The organism is Rickettsia sp. 109562A South Dakota (genome assembly GCF_055791265.1).
In genome coordinates, this window is sequence record NZ_CM147703.1 from 216513 (window position 1) to 241776 (window position 25264).

Below are 25264 nucleotides of genomic sequence, written 5' to 3' on the forward strand. Positions count from 1 at the left end.
ATTTAAATAAGAATTTGTGTGGTGGGGCTGGTAGGACTTGAACCTACGACCACACCGTTATGAGCGGCGTGCTCTAACCAACTGAGCTACAGCCCCTTTTCATTTGAAATTTATATAATTATTATGCAGTTAAGTCTAGTAAAATTTTTATCTTTTTGATATATCGCCTAAAAAAGAGGGCAATGTAGATCAAGAAACCTACTCTATGTTATTCCCGCAAAGGCTTGCTTGTGTGGATCGATTTTCTGCTTGTCATCCCGGCGACTTGATCGCGGGATCCAGTTAAAAATACTAAAATTATTAGTATTTTAAGTTATTTTTATGGCCCCCGTGGTCAAGCGAACTAGGTGACACAGCGGATTTTATCATTCCACGCAATAACACTTCCACAGGAATGACATCAAGTTATAAATAAAAAAAGGCCGAGTAGTAAACTCGACCTTTTAAGATACTATAATTAGTAAATAATTTTAGTGGTGTACAACTGTTACAGCTCTACGATTATAAGCGAAAGCTTCTTCAGTATTACCCATCATAGCAGGTCTATCTTTACCGTAAGAGATTGTATTTAATCTGTTATGATCGATTCCTTTATGAGCTAAGAATTTTTTCGCTGCTGCTGCTCTTCTTTCACCTAAACCTAAGTTATATTCTCTAGTACCTCTTTCATCGCAATGTCCTTCAACGGTAGCTTTTACTTCAGGATGCTTTGATAACCAGCAAGCTTGTCTCTCTAGTTCTTCTTTAGCCTTTGGTGATAAAGCAGAACTATCAAAAGCAAACCATACTGCATTCCCTGCATGCTTCTCGAAATCTTTCATTAATGATGTTTCTTCTCCTTGATTCATCCCACCGTCAAATTGTGGTGCTCTTTTTGTTGTATTACACCCTGCAAGCACAAATAATGCAAGAAAAGCTAATGTAATTTTTGTTTTCATAATTAAACTCCTTGAGATTATAATTTATTAATATTGAATTCATTTTAGTTAGTTATAAACTCAAACTAACCAAAAGCTATGTGAGTTAGTATATATTATTATTTTATTAGTTTAAAGGCTAAAATATTATAAAATGCAATTACTTATGTATAAATGTGGTAAAAATATCATTTTGATAATGCTAGTAGATACTTTGGATAAATAAAAGTAGATAGACGAAGTTTTATTTGGAAAAGAGCAAGGAGTATATAAGTCGAGGAGCGGAGCGTATATATATATATATATATATATATATATATATATATATTATAGTGAGCACCGCAGACCTTCAAATAAAACGAGTATATTCACCATCTTATTAATGCACTGCCCCAAGTTAAACCGGCACCGATAGCTGAAAATAGTAGAATATCGCCCTTTTTTATTTTACCTAATGCTTTGAGAGTACTTAAAGCAAGAGGAATGGAAGCCGCTGAACAATTAGCGTGTTTCTCTACGGTCTTTATTATCTTATGTTCTTCTATATTTAACAACTCAGCGAGTTTATTGATAATACGGACATTTGCTTGATGAGGTATAAAATAATCAATATCGCTTACGCTGAATTGATTAGCACGCAATAACTCTTCTATAGATTGTTGCATTTTTTCTATTGCATGACGGAATAATTTTTGACCCTGCATAATGATTTTACCGCTAGTACCATTCATACTTACACCACCGTTTGTATATAGTATTTCATAATCGATACCGCTTGAAAAAATATTACTATCTATTAAACCGGAATCATCGCTACTACGCTGCAATATCACACTCCCTGCTCCATCACCGAATAAAACACAGGTAGACCTATCATTCCAGTCTAATAGCGATGTCATTTTCTCGGCACCTATAAGCAAAACAGTTTTATATTTACCGGACGCAATAAGAGAATTTGCTACTTGCAACCCATACACAAAACCGGCACATACTGCTTGTAAATCAAAAGACGGTATATTAGTTAAACCAAGATAGCCTTGAAGTTTAGTGGCAACCGAAGGGAAGCTATTATCCGGAGTAGTAGTACATGTAATTATTAAATCGATATCATTTGCCGATATCCCTGCATCTTCTATAGCTTTTTCAGCTGATTTTAAAGCAAAATGGGAAGTATATTCTGTATCGCCTGCTATATGACGCTGCGTAATACCTGTTCTTGTTCTAATCCACTCATCGTTAGTATCTACGAATTTTGTAAGCTCGTCATTACTAACTATTTTTGAAGGAAGATATCCGCCGCAACCAATAATTTTACAGGTCATAAATCTTAAGCTTTAGGCTACTTCTTCTTCAGTTTCAATTTTTTTTGTTATTACTTGACGATTATTATAAGTCCCGTCAACTAAAGAAACGTGATGCGGAAGTTTATATTCACCGGTTTGTGAGTCAACTATTACGTTAACTTTACCGAGTGCTAAGTGCGAACGTCTCATATTACGTCTTGATTTTGATGTTTTCTTCTTTGGAACTGCCATTATTATCCTCTCTAAATATAAATTAAAAAGTATTTGTCAAATTAGTGAAGCAGTATATTATAATCTTGTAATAAAATCTAGATAAAATTAAACTTATGAAAATTTTTATAACATACATTTTTAGTATATTAGCTTTTTTTTCCTTAAGCGGCTGCAAAACTATCGAAAATAGAGGACAATCCATAGATGATGCGGCACTTGTAAAATTAGAGTCTAAAAAACTAAATAAAGCAGAAGTCGTAGAATTAATCGGTACGCCTACTATGGTACCGGAATATTCCCAAAATACTTGGTATTATGTTGAAAGGGTTATGTCTCAAAGAGCTTGGCTTAATCCAAAAATTGAAAAGCAAAAAATAGTCAAAATTACCTTTGATGCTAATAATTTTATGCAGGAAGTAGTAATAATAGATGATTCTCATAGACAAGATATAGAAATAGTCCGTGAATATACTAGGACATATGGAACGGAACTTAACGGACTACAAAAATTTGTTAAAAATTTAGGTAGATTCAATAAAACTACCGACGGGAATAAAAATAAAAGCAAGAATAAGAAGAAGAGATAAGTACCTTAATCGTCATTGCGAGCGAACGTAGAGAGCGTGGCAATCCATTTACTGGATTGCTGCGTCAATTACTTCGTAATTTTCCTCGCAATGATGAAAAACCGATCCACGCAGGAATGACACCAACACCCATAACAAAAACTATCTAATATGATTTCGATATTTAGTAAATTAAAACAAAGTTTATCTAAAACTTCTAATAAAATATCAGAAGGTATCGACAAAATATTTTACAAGAAAAAATTAGACGAAGAAACTCTAGAAGAGCTAGAAGAGCTACTTATCTCAAGCGATATGAGCGTTTCGGTAGTAACTAATATTATTGAAGAGTTTAAAAAGGTAAAATTTGACAAAGAAATAGATAGTAGTACAATAAAGGAAGCCCTGGCTAAATTGATAGAAGAGCAGCTGTTAAAATCAGAAATTCCTTTTACTCTAGCTGCAAATAAATTAAATGTAGTATTAGTTTGCGGTGTTAACGGTGCAGGAAAAACTACGACTATAGGTAAGCTTGCTGCAATGTACTCAGCACAAGGAAAAAAAGTAGCGGTTGCTGCCTGCGATACTTTTAGAGCAGCTGCCGTAAATCAGCTAAGTACTTGGGTAGATAGAGCAAATGCACTACTTATTACCGGTGAAGAATCGGCTGATCCTGCAAGTGTTGCTTACCGCGGGATGGAAGAATCGATAAAACAAAATATCGATATACTTTTTATTGACACGGCAGGTAGACTTCATAATAAAAAAAACTTAATGGATGAACTCGCCAAGATCGTAAAAGTTATAAAAAAATTAGATGAGGGCACACCTACTCATAGCATTTTAGTAATTGATGCTATTACAGGACAAAATACTTATAACCAAGCCGAGCATTTTAATGATGCTACTAACTTAACAGGACTTATCGTGACTAAACTAGATGGAAGTGCTAAAGCAGGCGTAATTGTCGGAGTAGTACAAAAATTTAATTTACCGGTGTATTTTATCGGCATAGGCGAGAAGATAGAGGATTTAAAAATATTCGATCGACATGATTTTGCTAAAAGTTTAGTAGGGCTGTGAGATTTTGTTTATAAAAATTACTATTGTCATACCGTGACTTGATCGCGGTATCTTAAGAAACAACTTACAGAGATGAATAACTTATCTTCTTATTTTTACTAGATACCGTGGTCAAGCCACGGTATGACACAGAGAATAAAAAACACTTAAATCATAAAATGACCCAAAAAAATACCTTATTACTAATAGATGGATACGGATTTGTTTTTAGAGCCTATTATGCACAACAGCCTTTAACTTCGCCGAAAGGCGAGCCTGTCGGTGCTCTTTACGGTTTTACTTCAATGCTGCTAAAATTACTGAGCGACTTTAAGCCTAAACATGTCGCTGTAGTATTGGATAGCGGCGGGAAAAATTTTCGCCATCATATTTATCCTGAATATAAAGCTAATCGCCCCCCTCCCCCTGAAGATTTAATAATGCAATTACCATTAGTTCGTGATGTTGCAAGTAACTTAAATTTTCCTATTCTAGAGAAAAACGGCTATGAAGCCGATGACATTATCGCAACCTTTGCTACTAAAACGGCTGCACTCGGCGAAGATGTAGTCATTATCTCTTCCGATAAAGATTTATTGCAGTTAATGAATGAAAACATCAAAATATATGATCCACTAAAAGGGAAATATATTACAGAGGATGATGTTGTTAAAAAATTCGGCACTACTTCTAATAAATTACGTGAAGTAATGGCTTTAATCGGCGATAGATCGGATAATATTCCAGGCGTACCCTCTATTGGACCAAAAACGGCAAGTAGTCTTATAACGCAATTTGGTTCGATAGAAAATATATTTAACTCTTTAGACCAAATCTCAAGCGTAAAACAACGTGAAACTTTACACAATTCAAGAGAAGCAGCTTTAATTTCATGGCAGTTAATAGGGCTTGATTCTAATGTTAATTTGGATTTTCAGCTGAATAATTTAGAATGGTCACCTCCAAATAGCGATAAATTAACAGGATTTTTACAGGAATACGGTTTTAGATCTTTATATAGAAGAGCAGAAAATTTATTTGATATTAAAATTAATGACCACAAAGAGATAGTAGATAATAAAGTAGCGGAAATAAAAGAAATTAGTAATAAAATTGAACTTGAAAATGTTGCTAAAGAAGCTGAAACAGTAGGAATATTCGGAATATATTTACTACAGTATAAAGGAGATAATCTTGCTTTTATTTTATCACTACAAAATAAAAGTTATATTATTAAAATTTCAAATACGACCAATGACCTTTTTTCCTATAATACTAAAACTAATAACAGCTGGTTTTCGGATATTATTTTTAATTTACTAACCGATAAATCCATAAAAAAAATTACTTACTCTCTTAAACCTTTACTTAAGTTTTATGCAAACCAATCTCATGAGATTACGGCGATTGAAGATTTAGAGCTAATACAATATGCATTATCGGCAGGTTTATCACAGAAAAATTTATTTGAAGAAGCTCAAAAAGAAACTGTAATAGAAAATATAATCAATGAATCGGCAAAAATAGTAATAAATTTTATCTCACTTTATAAGCAAAATATATTGGAGCTTAAAGATAATAAAGCCTTTAGACTTTACAGCGACATTGATTTACCTATTTGTTTTATTTTAGATAAAATGGAGAAAGTCGGTATTAAAGTAGATGCTAATTACTTAAAACAATTATCCGCTGAATTTGGAACAGAAATAGCTAGACTTGAAGAAGAAATTTTTGCTCTTAGCGGAACTAAATTTAATATTGGTTCGCCAAAACAATTAGGCGAAATCTTGTTTGAAAAAATGCAATTACCTTTCGGTAAAGCTTCGGCTAAAGCAAGCTCTTACTCCACAGGGGCAGAAATACTAGAAAAACTTAGCGAGCATGGATATAATATTGCCGATTTGTTACTAAGGTGGCGGCAACTTACAAAATTAAAAAATACTTACACTGATAGTTTACCAAAACAAATAGATAATATAACTAGGCGAGTACATACGACATTTTTACAAACTTCTACCACTACAGGAAGGCTTAGCTCACAAGAACCTAATTTGCAAAATGTACCTATTCGCTCTAGTGAGGGGAATAAAATCAGACAAGCTTTTATTGCTGAAGAAGGTTATAAATTAATATCTGCCGATTATTCTCAAATTGAGCTTAGAATATTAAGCCATATTGCAAATATAGATGCACTAAAACAAGCATTTACCAATAAAGACGATATACATACTCAAACTGCTTGTCAGATCTTTAATTTGCAAAAAGATGAACTAACTAGTGAACATAGACGTAAAGCAAAAGCTATAAATTTTGGTATTATTTACGGTATTAGTGCTTTTGGGCTTGCTAAACAATTAAACGTTACTAATAGCGAAGCTGCCGAATATATTAAGAAATATTTTGCCGAATATAAAGGAGTACAAGAATATATGGAGCAAACAAAAGCTTTTGCAAATAGCAACGGCTATGTTACAAATTTCTTTGGCAGGAAATGTTTTGTACCTTTAATTCATGATAAAAAGCTTAAACAATTTGCAGAGCGTGCGGCTATTAACGCACCTATTCAAGGAACTAATGCCGATATAATTAAAATTGCCATGATCAATCTAGATCAAGAAATAGAAAAACTTAAGCTTAAAACAAGACTAGTGCTGCAAATTCATGATGAATTACTGTTTGAAGCACCGCCTGATGAAGTAGAACTCGTAATACCTATTATCAAAAAAATCATGGAAAACTCTACTAATATGGTCGTACCGATTATTACTGAAATGAGGGCTGGTAATAACTGGATGGAGATTCATTAGGTAATATAATAAATATGTTATGGCTTGCTTGCGTGGATAAGCTTTCCGTTGTCATCCTAGCTAACTTGATCGACCTTGTTGCATGGATCGAAAAACACGCTCGGTGTCATACCGCGGCTCGACCACGGTATCTAGAAAAAAATAAAAATGGATCCCGCGATCAAGTCGCGGGATGACAAATTGAATGTTTTTCAAAATCTAGCAGTAACATTAAATTAAAAAGAGAGTAATGTATGAAAAATTTTATATTCACGTCTGAGTCAGTTTCTGAAGGGCATCCGGACAAAATTGCCGATCAAATTTCAGATACGGTACTTGATAAAATTCTAAAACAAGACCCTGGCGGTCGAGTCGCCTGCGAAACTTTTGTAACAACCGGTCTAGTTCTTGTGGGTGGCGAAATTACTACTAGTACCTATGTAGATATTGAACAAATAGTACGCAGTAAAGTACAAGAAATCGGCTATAACAACCCAAGTTACGGTTTTGACGGTAATTGTTGTGCCGTAATTTCGTCTATAATTAAACAATCACCCGATATAGCTATGGGGGTTGATAATAACAATGAAGATGAAATAGGTGCAGGAGACCAAGGCATGGTTTGCGGTTATGCCTGTAATGAAACGGATAGTTTTAATGCCGGCACCAATTTACTACGCTCATCTTTTAATGAAAAGACAGGCATATTCACGTAAACAAAATATACTTCCTTGGCTTAGACCCGATGCAAAATCACAAGTCACGTTACGATATGAAAATAACAAACCAGTTGCCATTGATGCAGTAGTTTTATCAACTCAGCATCATCCAGAAATATAGCAAAAAGACCTTATTGAAGCAGTAATGGAAGAAATCATTAAACAGGCATTACCAAGCAATTTGCTTCATAAAGACACTAAATACCTAATTAACCCGACAGGTAGGTTTGTTATAGGCGGTCCTGTTGCAGATTGCGGTTTAACCGGTAGGAAAATTATCGTGGACAGCTATGGAGGAATGGCAAGACACGGCGGGGGTTGTTTTTCAGGAAAAGACCCAACTAAAATAGATAGGTCGGCTGCTTACATGGCACGTTATATTGCTAAGAATATAGTGGGAGCAGGGCTTGCCGATCGATGTGAAATACAAATATCTTATGCAATAGGCGTGGCTGCTCCCGTATCTGTTTACGCTGAAACTTTCGGTATTAGCAAATGAAAGCAACGAACAAATTACTAAGCTAATAACACAGCATTTTGATATGCGTCCAGGCAGAATTATTAAACATCTTAAACTTCGTACTCCATGTATCAAAAAACGGCTGCTTACGGTCATTTTGGTCGAGAAGACGAAAATTTTACATGGGAACAATTAGATAAAGTAGATATATTGAGTGAGATATCCTAAGTAAAGAAAGAGTAGAGATACTTCGCCACAACTTTAAAAAAAGCAAGGAACCTAAAGCCCTCGGAGCAGAACGTATAATAACCGCAGAACTTATAAGACTTTGCGCCAATTTTTGAAGTTCTATCTGAGTATAATTATTGACATTTATTTATTCATAATACATGATTATTTTTATCTTTGTTTAACTAATTAGTTAAACATATGACTGAGAATATAAATAATGATATAAAGTTCGGCAACTCGGAAAACTATGAAAATGAGCTTATAAATACTGCCCTAAAAGAGCATAACCAAAATAAGCTGAAAGAGCATTATGAAAATATCACTCAGGCCTTAAATAACATACGGGAATATGAAGCGAAGGCAACTCAGTACCGCGAAATGCTTGACGATGCCCGCACCTATGATAAATCCACAAAAAATTATGATTTAGGCTCAGCTCATTTTATAACGACTAGCGGTTATAAAGCCTTGCTGGGAGCTTATAAAGCTTTACATCCCGATGAAAATACAGAAAAAATTAGAAAATTTTATGGATGGCTTAGATGAAATTTATAAGCAATCAGTTTTAGTTCGTAATTTAACCGACTCAACTAAATCACTACCCACAGAACAACTAAAAAATTTTTTAAAAGAAACTACAGACAAAATATATGATAAACTGCAAAAAACCGGAGAGGCATATTTGTCATATACTAATGCTCCTAATAATGCAGGCTTACACGGAAATGTCATAAAATATTCTAAAGAAGATGGAAAAATTTATCGCACTTTTTATAATGCCGGAGGGGGAGCAGTTTCAGATAATTTAAAACTAGATACACGATTGAAAGCTCAGTTACCAATGTATAAAGAAGAAGATGTACGAAATATTCCAATATTTAGTACAATTAAATATGAATTTAAGGATCAATCAGATAAAGGAGTAAAAAATGTAATATCTAGGGAAATAGAAAATGATTTATTTTCCACGTTATTTAGTAAAAATAAAGATAATATTACTTCTCTTAACGATAAAATTAATAAAGCAAATTTAGAAGAGTTTACTAACCCTAAAGTTAATGTTGATAGAACAGTTACCGGACAAACTTTAGGGAATTGTATTAGCAGGTCAATAAGGGAGGCTTTAAGAGATAATGTACCGGATTCAGAATTTCGCGAAATATATGATTTCATTACACAAAATCAAGTATCACAAATAATATTAAACCTAGAACAAGAACAAAAACACCTAGCAAATACACTAAATATACCTTTAATAAAAGAACCTGAAGTTAAAGAGGAGATTTTATCAAATAAAACTGATTTGTTTATCAATAAATTTCAAGAAGCAATAAATAAAAGCCTTGGCTTATCTACAACGATTGAAAAAGATAAATTACCAGCTTACGATAAAATTTTAAGGTACGAACAGACAGCACAAATAGAATTTGCCAAAATTAATGCCAAACATTTCTTAGCTACCGGTTTAGCAAAAAAAGATAAAATTCAGCAAAATACTCCTATTATTTCAGCTATCAATTATTTTGATACTTCTTTTTATAATGAAGGACATACGCAAGGCACAAAGGAAAGATTATTTAATAAAATTGCCTATAAAGAAGCCGCGGTAGAGTAGTAGATCTCTTATCTACAGTGTTTCCTTATAAAGATAATGATTTACCTATTACTGAAGATCTTTTAAATCCTACCATAAAGCATATTAAGACTTGTTTTGAAGATCACGGGATCACTTCTAATAAAACATTTTCAGAAAACTGTAATTTATATAAGTCTAATAAAGAACAAATTATTAAGGAGCTATCGGAAAAATGCTTAAATGATAAAGATGTAAATATACTTATTAAAGGCAAGCAAAAATAGAAAATCGCCCTGCTATAGATGTTTTCCGGCAAATGAAACAAAGTAATACTAACCCTAAACCGCTAGAGCTATCAGAAGAACATCAGAAATTGGATGACGTCATAAAAGATATGGCACAAAAATACAAAATGACTATACCGGAAGCAAAAGCATCCGAAGAAATTACTCAGGTGGTTAAAGATTATAGTGGAAATAAATTTAATGAAGAAATAACACCTATAAAAGCTCAAAAATGAGTAGATGAATTTACGCAGCAAACTCTAGATATTTTTGGAGAGAATAAATTAACAGACTCACCTATAATTGAAACAAAAAACGAGCATATTAATATACCGCTCCCAAACGTAGAAAAACAAGAACCTACTAACCTTAACTTAGATATAGTTTTCCTAAAGAAGAAAAACAAAATTTAGTAAATGAACTAATAACTGAAGTTAATAAAAATCTACCTAATAATACGGGAGTATTAGAAGACAAAAAACAGGAAGTTAAAACTGATAATATATTCAATAAAAACTCAGAGCCTAAAAAACAAACTATCAAAAATAAATTTTATAAGTACTTAAGTAAATTAACGGAAAAATTGGAACTAAAATCCATAAGTAATTATTTTAAAGAATTAATTAAAGATCTGCATCTTGAGCAAAATATCAATTTAGAAAAAGAAGCAAGGTTAATAGCAGAAAAACATCGACTAACAAAATATATGGAGCTTAGCGATAATAAAAATAATAATGCAGTATTTAGCGGTAAAAAAACATCAAAGAATATTTCTATTAAATTGTGAGAACTACATTAGGGGTCTTGCTTAGGTATTGTTTGGCTTCGATGTCATTCCCGCGAAAGCGGGGATCCAGAAAAATAACTTTAATATTGATATAATTTAATAAAATAAACATATAAAAAATAAGTTTTTTATATGTTTTACTGGATTCCCGCCTCCGCGGGAATGACATAAAGCGAGCCATGCAACAACACCACTATTTACTATATCCTTTTAAAATCTCAAAATCTTGTGCTTGGAGAAAGAATTTTGCCGGTAATGTAATTTTTGCTACAAAATTCTTTACCTCTTCACTTTGTAAATATATCGTAGCTTTAGCATTACTTTCATTATTATTAGTGCAAGATGCAAGTATCGTTACTATCTGCTGTAATTCTTCATAATTTTGTGGGTAAAGCTGTAGTTCAAATTGTTTATTATTAATTGCATCCTCAATTGACGAAAAGCTTTTTGCCGTTAGTTTTATTCCTCCTGCATCTTTAACTATGTCACAATTAACGACTACCAAACTTTTAACATCAAGTAAATGTACATAAGCTTTTAGAACTTCCTCACTAAAAATACTAAGTTCAAAGATATTCTCAGGATCGGAAAGCACGAGCGTCACGAACCTACCTCTTGCCGACATACGAGAATCCTTTTTTTGTATTACACCGGCAAGGTTTACTCGGTTAGTACCGTCGGGCAAGTTATTATGCAAATCCGCAGTATTTAAAATATTTAAACGGCTAAATATTTCTTGATACTGCATAAGAGGATGATTAGAAATAAATAAACCCATAGCCTCAAATTCATAAAAAGCTAAAGTATTTTTATCTGCATAATCACTAGCTATTAAAATAGTTGGCCTTAAACTAGAAACTTTAATTAAGCTAAATTGATTAGATTCCTGCTCTTCGTGATATGAAGTTGAATAAGAAAGTAATTTTGGAATGCTTGAAAATAATTGCAATCGATTATCATGTAACGCATCAAAACAGCCGGATTTAATTAAATTTTCCAGTAATTTACTGTTAATAGATTTTGGCGGTAATCGTTCAATAAAATCGATAATTGATTTAAACGTTCCTCTTGCTTTTCGCTCGTCTGTTACTAACTTACCGAAATTCGGCGTAACTCCTTTAATAGCACCTAAAGCAAATATTATTGCACTTTCTTCTTTGTCATACTCACAACTTTTTATTTCATTCTCAGTACCTTCTTTGTCATTCCCGCGAAAGCGGGAATCCATTTTCATTTCACTAATTTTTTCTGGATTCCCGCCTTCGCGGGAATGACAAGTCGCAGCTCGTGGTATGACAGACTTTACACTAAAATACCCTTCAGAAATATTAATATTAGGAGCAATAATTTTTATTCCGCTGTCTTTTGCTTCTTGTAAAAATAAATTAATTTTATCGTGATTATTTAATTCAAGATTTAAGCAGGCAACCAAAAATTCTGCAGGATAATTAGCTTTAAGATATGCAGTTTGATATGAAATAACGCCATAAGCCGCAGCATGTGCCTTATTAAAACCGTATCCGGCAAATTTAGCCACGGTCGCAAAAATGGATTTAGCTTGAGATTCCGAAATATTATTAGCAACTGCCCCTTTAACAAAAATTTCTTCCTGCTCCTCCATTTCTTTTTTAATTTTCTTACCCATTGCTCTACGAAGCAAATCGGCAGCACCTAGTGTATAACCGGCAAGAACTTGTGCTATTCTTTGTACTTGTTCCTGATATATCACCACTCCGTAAGTTTCTTCTAAAATCGGCTTTAATAGCTCATGTAAATAATCAGGCTGCTGTAATTTATGCTTACAAGCTATATAGGTAGGGATATTTTCCATAGGACCCGGGCGATATAAAGCACCAAGAGCTATTAAATCATGTATAGAATCAGGCTTAAGGCGTCTAAGTGCATCTTTCATCCCGACACTTTCAAATTGGAAAACTCCGACTCCCTTACCTTTACATAACATTTGATAGGTCTTATTATCATCAAACGTCATATTGTTAAAATCTACTTCTATCCCTCGCTCTTTAAGCAGTTTCTTACAATCGGTAATAACCGTTAGGGTTTGTAGACCTAAAAAATCAAATTTAATTAAACCGACAATCTCGGAATATTTCATAGAATAACCGACTATCAGCATATCGGAATTAGCATCTTTATATACCGGTACTATATCGACTAAATCAGTGCCTGCTATTACGATTCCTGCAGCATGAGTCGAGGAATGCCTATGTAGCCCCTCAAGAATTAACGAAGTATCAAGCACCAGCTTAATTAACTCCGCTTCACCCTCTAAATTATACAGTCCATTACCTTTAGCAGCATTTGCAAGCTCCGGAACTTCATGCATCGCCTGTTCAAGCGTAACGGGATTAACTGCACTAAAAGGTACAAGTTCTGTTAGATAATCAGCGAATTTATAAGGTAAGCTAAGCACACGAGCAACATCCTTAATTACAGCCTTTGCCTGCATCTTACCAAAAGTTATAATCTGCCCTACTCTATTATTGCCGTATTTAGAACGTACATAATTAATTACTTCCTCACGCCTTTCTTGACAAAAATCAATATCGAAATCAGGCATTGAAATACGTTCAGGATTTAAAAATCTTTCAAATAATAAGCCAAATTTAATCGGATCGAGATCAGTAATAAGCAAGCTCCAAGCAACAACCGAGCCTGCTCCCGAACCTCTACCCGGTCCAACTAAAATCCCCTCTTGTTTACTCCATTTAATAAAATCTGATACAATCAAAAAATAACCGGCAAAATTCATATTACAGATAATATCCAGCTCATAATTAAGACGAGAAAAATATTCTGTTTTCAATTCTTCTTGATTCTCTAACGAAATATTTTCGGATTTAAACTTTGTAGCAAGCCTTGCAAGTAGCCCTTCTTTTGCTTCTTTTCTAATTAAATCCGTTTCACTAATATCTTTGGTGGCAAAATTAGGCAGCATCGGCGGGTTTGCATGTGCTGCAAAATAACAACGTTCTCTTAAATTCACGGTATTTTCAATAGCAGCGGGTAAGTCGGAAAAAAGCTCTATCATCTCACGTGGTGATTTAAAATAACAATTCTCGCTAACTGTTTTACGGTCAGGATATTCTTTAGTAACGCCGGCTGATATACATAACAATACATCATGTGCATCATGCATGCTTTTCTCACTAAACAAAACTTTATTAGTAGCAACAAGCGGAATAGCAAGCTCGGCAGCAATTCTAATATAACTATCCTCAATAAACTGTTCTTCCGGTAAATCATGCCTCATAATTTCAAAATAAAATCGATCTCCTAAAATTTCCCGTAATTTACGTGCAAACAGCATCGCTTGCTCTTCATTACGAGCCAGTAAACATTTTCCGACAATACCGTCGGTATAACAGCATAATGCTATTAACCCTTCTTGATATTTTACTAAATCTTCACAATTAATGTGATCGCAGATCTTACGATCATTTTTAGTGAAAGTAAGGCTTGATAGTTTGAGTAAATTTTTATAGCCGACTTCATCTTTAGCTATAAGCAAAATTTGAGCAAAAATATTGATATCATATTGTATGTTGAGAATAACCCCGTGTATCGGCTGCAGCCCTTTTTTTACTGCATATAACGCAAATTCTAATGAGCCGAATAAATTCCCCCTATCTGCCAAACAAATAGCAGACATTTTATTTGATGAAGCAAGCTCTACTACTTTGTCGATTGTTAATGCACTTTCTAGAAAAGAATAAGAGCTTTGTGTTCTTAAATGAATAAATTCAGGTTGCATTTTAAATTAATGTTATATGGTTTTTTATGTCATTCCTGCGAAGCATTGTTGCGTGGATCAATTCCACCTCTGTCATCCCGCGACTTGATCGCGGGATCTAGTTAAAAATACTAAAATTATTAGTATAATAAGTTGTTTTTTGGATACCGTGGTCAAGCCACGGTATGACAGCGAATGCGTTTTTCAGTCCACGCAACAACGCCTACGCGGGAATGACATCGAGTTTACTTCCGACTGCATAATATCTAAAACCGATTTTTTTCACTGCTTCACTATCTAGTATATTTCTAAGATCAATTATTATCGGAGATTTTACTAAATCATAAATTTCTTGAAAATTAAGTTCTTTAAATTCTAACCACTCAGTTGCAATAACTATAATATCTGCTGATTTACAGGCTTCAACTGCTAAGTCTAAATATAGCAAATTTTTATTTTCAAAATTCTTTTTAGCATTTTCACGACCAATTGGATCAAATGCTTTAACATATGCACCTTTATTTAATAAAATCTTTATAATTTCGATAGCAGGGCTTGCTCTAACATCATCTGTCCCTGCTTTATATGTTAAGCCTAAAATTGCTATATTCTTACCTTTTAAATCTCTGTCTAACAAAGTAGCTATCTTATCTACCATGTTACTTGGTCGCTGCTTGTTGCTTGTAATTACTGCCTGAAGAATCTTACAATCGATATGATGGTTTTCTACAAGATTATTTAATGCTAGAATATCTTTCGGAAAACACGAACCACCAAAACCAGGTCCTGCATTTAAAAAATTTTGACCGATTCTTTGATCAAGCCCTATACCTTTAGATAAATCTTTAATATTACCGCCAATTTTTTCGCATAAATCAGCCATTTCATTAATAAAAGCAATTTTGGTAGCTAAAAAACTATTTGAAGCATATTTAATAAGCTCGCTTGTCACTAAATCAGTAACCACAAACTTTGCTCCTTGTTCTATTAAAGGTGCATAAATTTTTCTTAAGATCTCCTCTGATTTTTCATTATTTACACCGACAACTATACGATCAGGATATAAAAAATCTTCTACCGCACTGCCTTCCCTTAAAAACTCAGGATTGGAAGCAACATTAAATGAAAAACCTTTTGATTTTAAATAGGCTATAATATTACTGCAGCTATCAGGCGGAACAGTGGATTTGATGACTATTAAACAATCCTTATTTATATGCACTGATACCTTATCAATAGCATCATAAACATATTTTAAATCCGCTGCTCCCGACTCTTTTGAAGGCGTGCCGACCGTAATAAATATTGCTGCGGCATTTTGAAGTTCATTATTATAAATATTTGTAAATTTTAATCTTCTAGCTAGCAGAGCTTTTTGTAAATATTCATCAAGGCTCAACTCATAAATCGGTAATATTTGCTTATTTAACTTGGATATTTTAACCTCATCATTATCAAGACAAGTAACATTATGACCTAAATAGCTCATAATAATACCTGAGACTAATCCCACATATCCGCTACCGATAAATGTAATATTCATAATTTTTGTGATTTTTATATTAAATTTTTAGATTATACGTTATATTAAACTAACGTGACAAGTATACCTCGAGTCAATGAAGGATCAGTATACTTCGACATAACTTCAAAAAGAGCTAAAAGTTCACAAGGCGAGGAGCGGAGCGTATACTTAATACGTGAGTACCGTAGCTCTTGTAGAACGACAACGCCAATTTTTGAAGTTCATCGAGTATACAAAGCTTTTATCATATTTCAATAGATTTACAAGCTCAAATGAATTTTATTAAAAAAACCTTTATTAGTATTTTTATAATTCTTATTTCATTGTTTGTTGCTATAACTCTAACTGTTTATAGTGCAAACAAAGGATACTTAAATGAACCTTTGAAAAAAATAATTGAATTTTATTTAAGTAAAAATGATATAAAGGCTGTACTACATAATTTAGAATTTAAAGAAAACCGATTATCTATAGATAAAATTTCCTTAAGTCTTATAGATAATGCTAGAGGAGAAATTAACGATTTTAATCTTTTCTTTAATTTCAAAAATTTCTTCTCTAATTCGTTAATAGAGGCTAATTTTAATATTGATAAATTTTCCGTAATCTCAAATAACGATGAAGCAATTATAAATGCTTCAACGACCGGTGATTACTCGTTAAATATAATCAAAAAAGATGTTCTAACCGACATACGGTTAACTTCAATAAAAAGTGATATCTTAGCCGATGAGCAAGGAGCAGGCTTACCTCTAGGAAATGCTTTATGTTCGTATAAAACCACCTATTCTACAGATAATCCAAAAAGCGTTAATTGCAAACTTACCTTTGGAGACAAAGCTTTTTTATCACTAAACGGTATAATAACTGATAAAAATATCGACGCAAGTGCAGCTGCCGCAAATATGCCTTTAATAATTTATCAAACAGTCGAAAAAATTATTCCGGATAATCCTATAATCTCATATTTACGAGAACATATAAAACAAGGTTACATCCAAAACGGAGAATTAAATATTAAATTAGATAAAAAATTTTTTAAAAAAAATATTTTAGTAGAAGATAATTTAAAAGCAAATTTACATATCTCGAATTTTGAATATAAATATCATAAAGATTTACCGCCTTTAACTAAAGTTGATACTAATATAATCATTTCAGGACCGGAAATAAAATTTCTAATTAATGAAGCATATAGAGGTAAAAGTGTTATTTCAGATGGTATTATGACTTTCAAATGGGAAGGACCGGATAAATCGCAATTTGTTTTTAATGCTACTGCTAAAGGTGAAATTAACGACTTAATTGCCTTTGTTCCAAGTGATGCATATCAAAATATTGATCTAAAAAAAATAAAAGGGACGGCAAATTCAATAATAGAGTTAATAATCCCTATTAGCCCAAATATCCCTAATAGTTATAATGTTTTATCGACATTAACAAATATTTCTTTTAATACTTTAGACAATAATATTTTATTACAAAACGGCGAAGCCAAAGGTAGCTTTAAAGATAATAAACTAAATATTAGCGGTAAAGGTAAAATTAATAATTATGCAAGTAGCTTTACTTATGATCATGATATATCAGATAAAAATAATGAGTGTTTACTTAAAATAAAAAGCAATATTGCGGCAAATAATCAAAGATTTGGAGTATTTAAATTAATTTCAGGCAGTACCGTTCTAAATTTTGAGTATAAAAAACAGCATAATAATGAGAGTTTTATTACCGTTAATTCTAATCTTGATAATTTAGAATTTTATATAGATAAAGTATCTATTCATAAAAAATTATATAAAAAAGCCAATTTATATTTATATACTAAATTAAATGATAAAAATTTCGATAGAAATATCGAATTTAACCTTTCAGGGCAGGATAATCTAAAAATTAACGGTAATGCCTTAATTAAGAAAAATATTTATAATATTAATCTAGCCTCTGTTAAACATAATCATACGGATTTAAAAGGAAAAATAATCATAGATAACCATAATCTTAATACGGAACTTTATGGAAGCAGATTAGATTTATCAAATGCTAATATGATGCAGTTTTTAGAAAAAGAGGGGGATTCTACACGTAATATTAATTTAAAAACTAATATATCAAAAATCCTTTTAAAGAATAATATAATTCTAAGTAATCTTGATTTAGCAATTAAATGTGATAAAGTACGGTGTTTCTCCGGTTTTCTAAATGCTAATATTGCTAATAAAAAAGTTAAGATGTCGCTTACCGCTAAGGAAGCTTTTGAACAATGGCTAATTGAATCCGATAATGCCGGAGCATTGCTTAAAGGACTCGGACTGTATACCACTATGCAAAACGGTCAGATTAACATCACCTTAAATACAAAAAGATATGAAGTAAAAAAAGGCGAAATAGTGCCGATATTAGACGGCAAATTTTCTATAAAACATTTTACGGTAGTTGATACTCCTTTTTTAACACGGCTTGTTTCCTTTGTTTCTCTACCGGGTTTTCTTAGTTCAATAACTAATAATAAAAATATTTTATTTGAAGATATGACCGGTAAATTTAATTATAGAGGGAATATTATTACAATTTTCGATACAGAAGCACATGGACCGTTTTTTGATTTTACTATGAAAGGTAATATTGATACCAAGCAGCAATTAATTACGGTTAAAGGAAACGTTATTCCTTCCTTTTTCTTAATCAGCACTATTGTAACCAAAATACCGGTAGTCGGTAAAATATTTTCCAAAGTAGCCCCTTACTCACTAAAAATGAAATATTAAGTAACTATTTAAAGCTATTAGATTTCGTGTACAAAATTTTAAATCATTCCTTTATGTCATTCCCGCGAAAGCAGGAATCTAGAAATCAAGAAGCTCAAATAACCACAGCTTCTAAAGTTAGAAAACTTAATTTGTTTTACTTTTTTCTGGATTCCCGCTTTCGCGGGAATAACATACATAGCCATACATATTTAATCGGTATTTTACTTTTAGGCTTAATTTCCGGTCTTACGTTTAATTTAATTTTTTTCACGGTTCCATATCAATTATCCGAAGCAAAATACACCACTGATGTAATAGGTTCGATATCATTAGCTGCTTTTCCGTATTGCTTAAAGGTCATATGGTCACCTTTTATAGATAAATACTCTATACCTTTTTTATGCTCTAACTTCGGTCACAGGCGTGGCTGGGCATTAGTATCGCAAATATGTTTAATCCTAGCAATGACGGGGTTCTTAAACATAAGCCCTTGCAATAACTTATATATTACTGCCGTTATCTTATTTATTATTTCATTCTGCAGTGCTACTCAAGATATTGTACTTGATGCATATAGAATTGAGAGACCTACATCGAAAGAAGAACTTTCAATGGCTTTTACTTTTAGTAGCATAGGGTTTCGTTTAGGTATGTTACTTGGCAGCGTCGGTGCTTTATATTCATCAATTATTTTTGGCTGGAATATTGTATATAAATTTGCTCTATTCATTACTATACTTGGACCTATAGTAATTTTATGTATCAAAGAACCAAAATCAAAAGAAATACGTCATACAACTACTAATTTAATAGGATTACAACAATATTTTGAAGTTATTAAAAAAAGTATTATATCCTTAAAAAATGAACAGCAATATTCCCTGCTAATTATATTGTTTGTATTTTTGTACAAAGCTGCGGATTCTATACCTATGGCTATGAGTTCGCCTTTATTTCTAGATTTAAGTTTTACTACTCATGAAATTGCCGTTATTTACAAAGCTTACGGGTTACTAATCATGATCGTCGGGGGAGCTTTAGGCGGCGTTTTAGCTGCAAAAATAGGTATATTTCATAGTGTCTTAATTGGTGGAGTTATTCAATTATTGTCACCTCTTATGTTTATGATTCTTGCTACTATCGGCTATGATATAAGGACATTTATAATAACCGTTACAGTGCAAAATTTTTGTGCAGGCTTTGCAGGAACTATTATCTCTATCTATTTTGCTAGCCTTTGCAATAGTGCATTTGTTGCCACGCAATATTCCATTATTGCATCTTTTAGCTCTCTTAGCCGTATTCTTCTAGCTAGCCTTGGCGGTATTTGTGCAAAATATCTTACTTGGCCTGTATTCTTTTTAGGTAATACTCTGTTTAGTATGTTATTTATACCAATATTTTATAAAATATATAGAAAGAAACTAGTTATTAAAAAAATATGACAATTCTTAAAAAAGGTTTATAATATATATACTTCTGTGAAATGAAGAGTCGGAATTTTTATGAAATTATATAGTTTTCAAGAACATTTATTAGAATTAAAAATAAGGCTTCTTAGAATATTTACTACTTTTATAATTATATTTGCTATTTGCTATTATTTTAGCGACAATATTTATAGTTTTTTATTAAAACCGCTTGCTAAGCTAAGCGGTGATACGGTGCGCAATATAATTTACACAGGGCTTACGGAAGCATTCTTTACCTATATTAAACTCGCAGCCTTTACTGCTTTTAATATTATTATACCGATAATTGCTTTAGAGTGTTATTTATTTATCAGTCCCGGGCTACACCGCCATGAAAAAAAAATTATCGCTTTTATTCTTTTTATGTCACCTATTTTATTTTGGTGCGGTAGTATGTTTGTTTTTTATTTTGTAATGCCGAAAGCTTGGAATTTTTTTCTTAGTTTTGAAAAACGTGATATGATAGTACCGATAGTTTTGGAAGCAAGAATTAGCGAGTATCTAAGTTTAGTTATTCATTTAATTATTGCTTTTGGAGTTGCTTTTCAACTACCAGTTGCGATAATAATATTAAATATACTAAAAATAGTTAAGGTACAGACACTTAAGCAAAAAAGACGCATTGCCGTGGTAATTAACTTTATTATTGCGGGAATATTAACACCTCCTGACATTTTAAGCCAGTTTGCTCTTGCAATACCGCTACTTTTATTATATGAAACTTCAATAATGATATGTAATTTTATAGAAAAACCGAGGACACTAAATGTTAAATATCAAATGGATTAGAGAAAATCAAGAATTGTTCGATGAAAAGCTTAGCCAAAGATTTATTGAACCTATGTCTAGTAAAATTGCTATGCTCGACAGAGAGAAAAGAAAAATTACGAGTTTAATTCAAGAATTTCAGCATGCACGTAGGGCGAAATCAAAGATTTTAGGTAATATGGCCTCTAAAAGCGGTGAAGAGTTTGAAGGGTTACAAAGAGATGTCAAACATATAAATGAGAAGTTGGAAGAACTTGAACAGGATCTAAATAATAATAACGAATTAAATGAGCTATTAAATATGCTTCCTAATATTCCGGACGAGGAAGTACCTTACGGAATTGATGAAAGTATGAATAAATTAGTTCGTACTTACGGAGAGATAAATCCAAATGCTTTAAATAAGCAGCATTTTGAACTAGGCACAAAATTAAATTTAATGGATTTTGAACAAACTGCTAAAATTTCAGGAGCTAGATTTGTAACGTTAAAAGGCGATTTAGCAAAGCTAGAACGTGCTTTAATTAACTTTATGATTGATGTTCATACTAAAGAGTTTGACTTCTTTGAGATATCACCTCCGGTATTAGTTCGAGATAATGCTATGTATAATGCAGGACAACTACCTAAATTTGCCGAAGAGTCTTTTGCAACAACAAACGGTTACAGACTAATTCCAACCGCAGAAGTATCTTTAGTAAATATAGTCGCCGATACTATTATACCAAGAGAAAAATTACCGATGCGTTACGTTGCTTACACCCCGTGCTTTAGATCAGAAGCAGGTAGTAGCGGTAGAGATACAAGAGGTATGATTAGATTACATCAATTCGGTAAAGTAGAACTTGTATCTATTACTACTCCGGAAGAGTCAAAAAATGAACATGAATATATAACTAATGCATCAGAGACTATTTTACAAAAACTTAATCTACCTTATCGTGTTATGTTACTTTGCACCGGAGATATGGGATTTGCAGCAAAAAAAAACTATGATATAGAAGTATGGCTTCCGGGACAAAAGCAATATCGTGAAATTGCGAGCTGTTCTAATTGTGGAGATTTTCAAGCACGTAGAATGAAAGCAAGATATAAAGAATTCGGCAGTAACGAAACTACCTTAGTTCATACTTTAAACGCTTCAGGATTACCTATCGGAAGAACTATGGTTGCAATATTAGAAAATTATCAGAATGAAGATGGATCAATAACTATACCTGATGTCTTGATAAATTACATGGGAGGGTTACAAAAAATCACTACATATAGTGAATAATTGTTTATTAAATATAAATAATAAGGTAAAGTTTTGTAATAATGCTAGGGTTTATAGTAAGCTAGATCAAGATGGTTATATAGTTTATATGTCATTCCCGCGAAGGTATTGTTGCGTGGACTGGTAAAACCCGCTGTGTCACCCCGTGGCTTGACCACGGGGTCCATAAAAACAACTTAAAATACTAATAATTTTAGTATTTTTAACTGGATCCCACGACTTGATCGCGGGATGACAATCGGAAAATTGATCCACACAACAACGCTTTTGCGGGAATGACATAGAGAAGTTTTCAAGAACTATGAAAACTAATACTAAGCCCTTACAAAATGGCAATTTAAATTCAGGTTATTTGTGTTTAGTGATTTACGAAAGTGTGATAAGGATATATACAATTATAATGCTCCTAATTTTATACCTATAGCATGTCATTATAATGAAAATACTTTACTTACCAAAGACGGTAAATTACTACAAATTATCAAAATACACGGCATTAATTCAGAAAAAATTAGCGATAACTTACAGAATTTACGTGAAATGGTTAGAGTTTCTATAAAAAAGAATATAACCGATTATGATTTTGCTTTTTGGCTACATACAATACGAGAAAAACAAAATTTAGACGATTCCACTCCTTACAAAAAATTATTACCGGCAAATATTCATGCACTATGGCAAAGCAAAAATCATTGGAATGATAAATTCGTTAATACTTTATATGTATCTATAGTACATGATTCCGCTAAAGTTAATATCAACAATTTTAACTCTTTAATAAATTCCTTATCTAATAAATTAATTACTGATTTTGAAAATAACTACTTAGATTCAGCTTTTCAAAAACTAGAAAATATCACTAATAATATTTTAAAAGATTTAAATGAATTCGGTGCTGAAAAACTCGGTATAATATTTGAAAATGATAATGTTTTTTCTAACCCTTTATTTTTATATAATCGAATAGCTAACCTTAATAATAATGATTGTTTGGTACCTATAATAGATTTATCTGATGCACTAGGTAGAAGTACTTATACAATTAGCGGCGATAAAATGGTAGTTACGGATCATGAGAAAAATAACAAATTCGCTTCTTTACTATCTATAAAAGAATATCAAGAAACTCCTTCTAACGCACTTGATAAATTTTTACAGTTACCGATTGAATTAATAATAACTGAAATATTTTACTTTGTTAGCAAAAAACAAGTAACATCCAAATTGCAAGGTCAAGATTATATTCTAAAAATTACCAACGACTCAACTTTACTTAATCACAAAGGGATTAATAAGCTTGATGCAGCTAACTTAGCTTTTCAATTTTGTAATCAGCAAATTTCAATTGCCGTTATAGAAGAAGATGAAAATAAACTCGATGCAGCCGTAGCTAAAGCATCAACCGAACTTTTTAAACTTGGCATTATGCATATAAAAGAAGATCTTAATATTGAACAAATATTTTGGTCGCAATTACCTGCTAACTTTGCCTTTATCCGTAGAATGTCACCATTATCCGTAGAACATATTGCTTCTCTTGCCGCTCTTCATAATACTACACTCGGTAATCAATATAATCCTTGGGGTAGAGCTATCACTTTACTGCGAACTGAAAAAGGTACTCCATATTTCATGAATTTTCATGATAAAACGAATAAAGGTAATACTTGCATCTTTGGTACGGAAAAAACCGGCAAAACCGTATTATTGAACTTTCTAATATCAGAATCGACTAAATATGACCCAACAATAATTTATATCTCTAATAATAATGATGCTAAAATTTTTATTGAAGCAATAGAAGGCAAATGGTTAGAACCGGACAAACAAATTATCAATCCGTTTTTAGTAGATGATACAGAAAAATCACAAGCCTTCATTTTAGAATTTTTAAAATTAATCAGCGGTCATTATATTTCACCTCTTAGTGAAATAGAGATATCTTTCCTAGAGAAGTTAAAAAATAAAATTTTATCAATTGAAAAAGAAAAACGTATTTTTTCCGATATTTTAAAATTAGCAGATTTTAAAGAGGAAGGGGGAATACAAATACTTGATAAATTTAAAGTTTTTACCGAAGGACAATTATATTATGGATTATTTGACGGACCGTCTCTTAACATTCAAGAAGGGGAAGTCATAGGGTTTAATTTATATAAACTTTCTGACGAGCCGTTTTCTAAACAATTTTACCCGACGGAGAGAAAATTTTTAGAACAGTTTAATAATAATTTAAAGAAGCACCAAAGTATTAGTGTAGCAGTAATTTATGCTTTTACTTATCATTTAAGCCTAGTCGGCACAAAACCTAAAATATTTGCTGCCGATAATTTTGATAAACTTTACAAACCTGAAGTTTATTACAATAATATAAATTTAATTTTTAATAATTTATCTCAAAATAACGGTATTTTCGTCAGTAATTTCAATTTTATTTATCTTAAGTCATATCCAAAATATACTATAAAACCTTGGCTTGATTTAATTAATACTAAAATTATTCTACCGTCTGACGTTAAAATAGAAGATTTAGACAAAATTTTAGGTTTAAGCGAACCGGAAATACGAAAATTATCACAGCTAATACTTTCTGCAAGGATGTTCTTAATTAGTAAGGATAATGAATCTATAGCTTCTGAATTAAGTATTGCCGCTTTAATAGGAATTGTCCGTATTTTATCAAGCAGACAAGAGGAAATGGATATTTATAAAAAAATACTTGAACAACACCAAGGTCCTCCGGATAATTGGGTTAATTACTTATATAATGCGTTAAATACAGACTAATGCGAATAGCGAATTATTACATAATTC

At 32.1% G+C, this 25264-nt stretch carries 16 protein-coding genes, 1 tRNA gene and 3 pseudogenes; 14 read left to right on the plus strand and 6 right to left on the minus strand.

Translation table 11 applies throughout. From position 1 onward, the window contains the following. Positions 1-19: 19 nt before the first annotated feature. The 4 genes from ACIAS7_RS01350 to rpmF all read right to left on the minus strand — a co-directional run bounded on the left by ACIAS7_RS01350 (position 20) and on the right by rpmF (position 2452). A tRNA-Ile gene (locus tag ACIAS7_RS01350) sits at positions 20-96 on the minus strand. A 374-nt stretch (positions 97-470) separates the two neighbouring features. Next, positions 471-938, minus strand: a complete 468-nt coding sequence (gene pal / locus ACIAS7_RS01355) for a peptidoglycan-associated lipoprotein Pal (protein ID WP_473199014.1) — start codon at positions 936-938, stop codon at positions 471-473. Positions 939-1285: 347 nt separating this feature from the next. After that, positions 1286-2239, minus strand: coding sequence for a beta-ketoacyl-ACP synthase III (locus ACIAS7_RS01360; RefSeq protein WP_473199015.1), 954 nt, complete (start codon positions 2237-2239; stop codon positions 1286-1288). A 12-nt stretch (positions 2240-2251) separates the two neighbouring features. Next, positions 2252-2452, minus strand: a complete 201-nt coding sequence (gene rpmF, locus ACIAS7_RS01365) for a 50S ribosomal protein L32 (protein WP_473199016.1) — start codon at positions 2450-2452, stop codon at positions 2252-2254. 95 nt (positions 2453-2547) lie between these two features. Between rpmF and ACIAS7_RS01370 the strand changes: the two genes are divergently transcribed. The 9 genes and pseudogenes from ACIAS7_RS01370 (at position 2548) to ACIAS7_RS01410 (ending at position 10905) form a co-directional block, all read left to right on the plus strand. Further along, entirely contained in the window at positions 2548-3021 is a 474-nt protein-coding gene (locus ACIAS7_RS01370; protein WP_473199017.1) for an outer membrane protein assembly factor BamE, read from the plus strand. A 150-nt stretch (positions 3022-3171) separates the two neighbouring features. Continuing rightward, on the plus strand, positions 3172-4083 hold the full coding sequence (gene ftsY / locus ACIAS7_RS01375; RefSeq protein WP_473199018.1) for a signal recognition particle-docking protein FtsY: 912 nt from the start codon (positions 3172-3174) through the stop codon (positions 4081-4083). A 158-nt stretch (positions 4084-4241) separates the two neighbouring features. Continuing rightward, positions 4242-6869: a DNA polymerase I gene (gene polA / locus ACIAS7_RS01380; protein ID WP_473199019.1), complete on the plus strand. Its 2628-nt coding sequence runs from the start codon at positions 4242-4244 to the stop codon at positions 6867-6869. Positions 6870-7102: 233 nt separating this feature from the next. Continuing rightward, positions 7103-8255: pseudogene (gene metK / locus ACIAS7_RS01385) on the plus strand (methionine adenosyltransferase). A gap of 201 nt (positions 8256-8456) precedes the next feature. Next, a pseudogene (locus tag ACIAS7_RS01390) lies at positions 8457-8717 on the plus strand (hypothetical protein); the annotation flags it as partial. A gap of 70 nt (positions 8718-8787) precedes the next feature. Then, positions 8788-9030, plus strand: a pseudogene (locus tag ACIAS7_RS01395) (hypothetical protein); the annotation flags it as partial. An 860-nt stretch (positions 9031-9890) separates the two neighbouring features. Further along, positions 9891-10118 (plus strand): hypothetical protein, encoded by a 228-nt coding sequence (locus tag ACIAS7_RS01400; protein ID WP_473199020.1) that lies wholly within the window; start codon positions 9891-9893, stop codon positions 10116-10118. A gap of 32 nt (positions 10119-10150) precedes the next feature. Beyond that, the gene (locus ACIAS7_RS01405) at positions 10151-10354 is read left to right on the plus strand and encodes a hypothetical protein (RefSeq protein WP_473199021.1); all 204 of its coding nucleotides are present in this window, start codon (positions 10151-10153) and stop codon (positions 10352-10354) included. A gap of 347 nt (positions 10355-10701) precedes the next feature. After that, entirely contained in the window at positions 10702-10905 is a 204-nt protein-coding gene (locus ACIAS7_RS01410) for a hypothetical protein (protein ID WP_473199022.1), read from the plus strand. Between the two features lie 193 nt (positions 10906-11098). On the opposite strand, the gene dnaE is transcribed toward ACIAS7_RS01410, so the two are convergent. After that, positions 11099-14680: a DNA polymerase III subunit alpha gene (gene dnaE, locus ACIAS7_RS01415; protein WP_473199023.1), complete on the minus strand. Its 3582-nt coding sequence runs from the start codon at positions 14678-14680 to the stop codon at positions 11099-11101. Positions 14681-14882: 202 nt separating this feature from the next. Beyond that, positions 14883-16202 (minus strand): UDP-glucose dehydrogenase family protein, encoded by a 1320-nt coding sequence (locus ACIAS7_RS01420; RefSeq protein WP_473199024.1) that lies wholly within the window; start codon positions 16200-16202, stop codon positions 14883-14885. A 254-nt stretch (positions 16203-16456) separates the two neighbouring features. Between ACIAS7_RS01420 and ACIAS7_RS01425 the strand changes: the two genes are divergently transcribed. The 5 genes from ACIAS7_RS01425 (at position 16457) to ACIAS7_RS01445 (ending at position 25237) form a co-directional block, all read left to right on the plus strand. After that, positions 16457-18952 carry a transporter AmpG 3 gene (locus ACIAS7_RS01425; protein ID WP_473199025.1) on the plus strand — a complete coding sequence of 832 codons (2496 nt, stop codon included), beginning with the start codon at positions 16457-16459 and terminating at the stop codon, positions 18950-18952. Positions 18953-19005: 53 nt separating this feature from the next. Further along, on the plus strand, positions 19006-20379 hold the full coding sequence (locus ACIAS7_RS01430; protein ID WP_473199383.1) for an MFS transporter: 1374 nt from the start codon (positions 19006-19008) through the stop codon (positions 20377-20379). Between the two features lie 60 nt (positions 20380-20439). Beyond that, positions 20440-21195 (plus strand): twin-arginine translocase subunit TatC, encoded by a 756-nt coding sequence (tatC, locus tag ACIAS7_RS01435; RefSeq protein ID WP_473199026.1) that lies wholly within the window; start codon positions 20440-20442, stop codon positions 21193-21195. After that, the gene (gene serS, locus ACIAS7_RS01440; protein ID WP_473199027.1) at positions 21173-22450 is read left to right on the plus strand and encodes a serine--tRNA ligase; all 1278 of its coding nucleotides are present in this window, start codon (positions 21173-21175) and stop codon (positions 22448-22450) included. Before tatC ends, serS begins: the two co-directional genes overlap by 23 nt. A 354-nt stretch (positions 22451-22804) precedes the next feature. Then, complete coding sequence (locus ACIAS7_RS01445) at positions 22805-25237, plus strand: VirB4 family type IV secretion/conjugal transfer ATPase (RefSeq protein ID WP_473199028.1); 2433 nt, start codon at positions 22805-22807, stop codon at positions 25235-25237. The last annotated feature ends 27 nt before the right edge of the window (positions 25238-25264 follow it).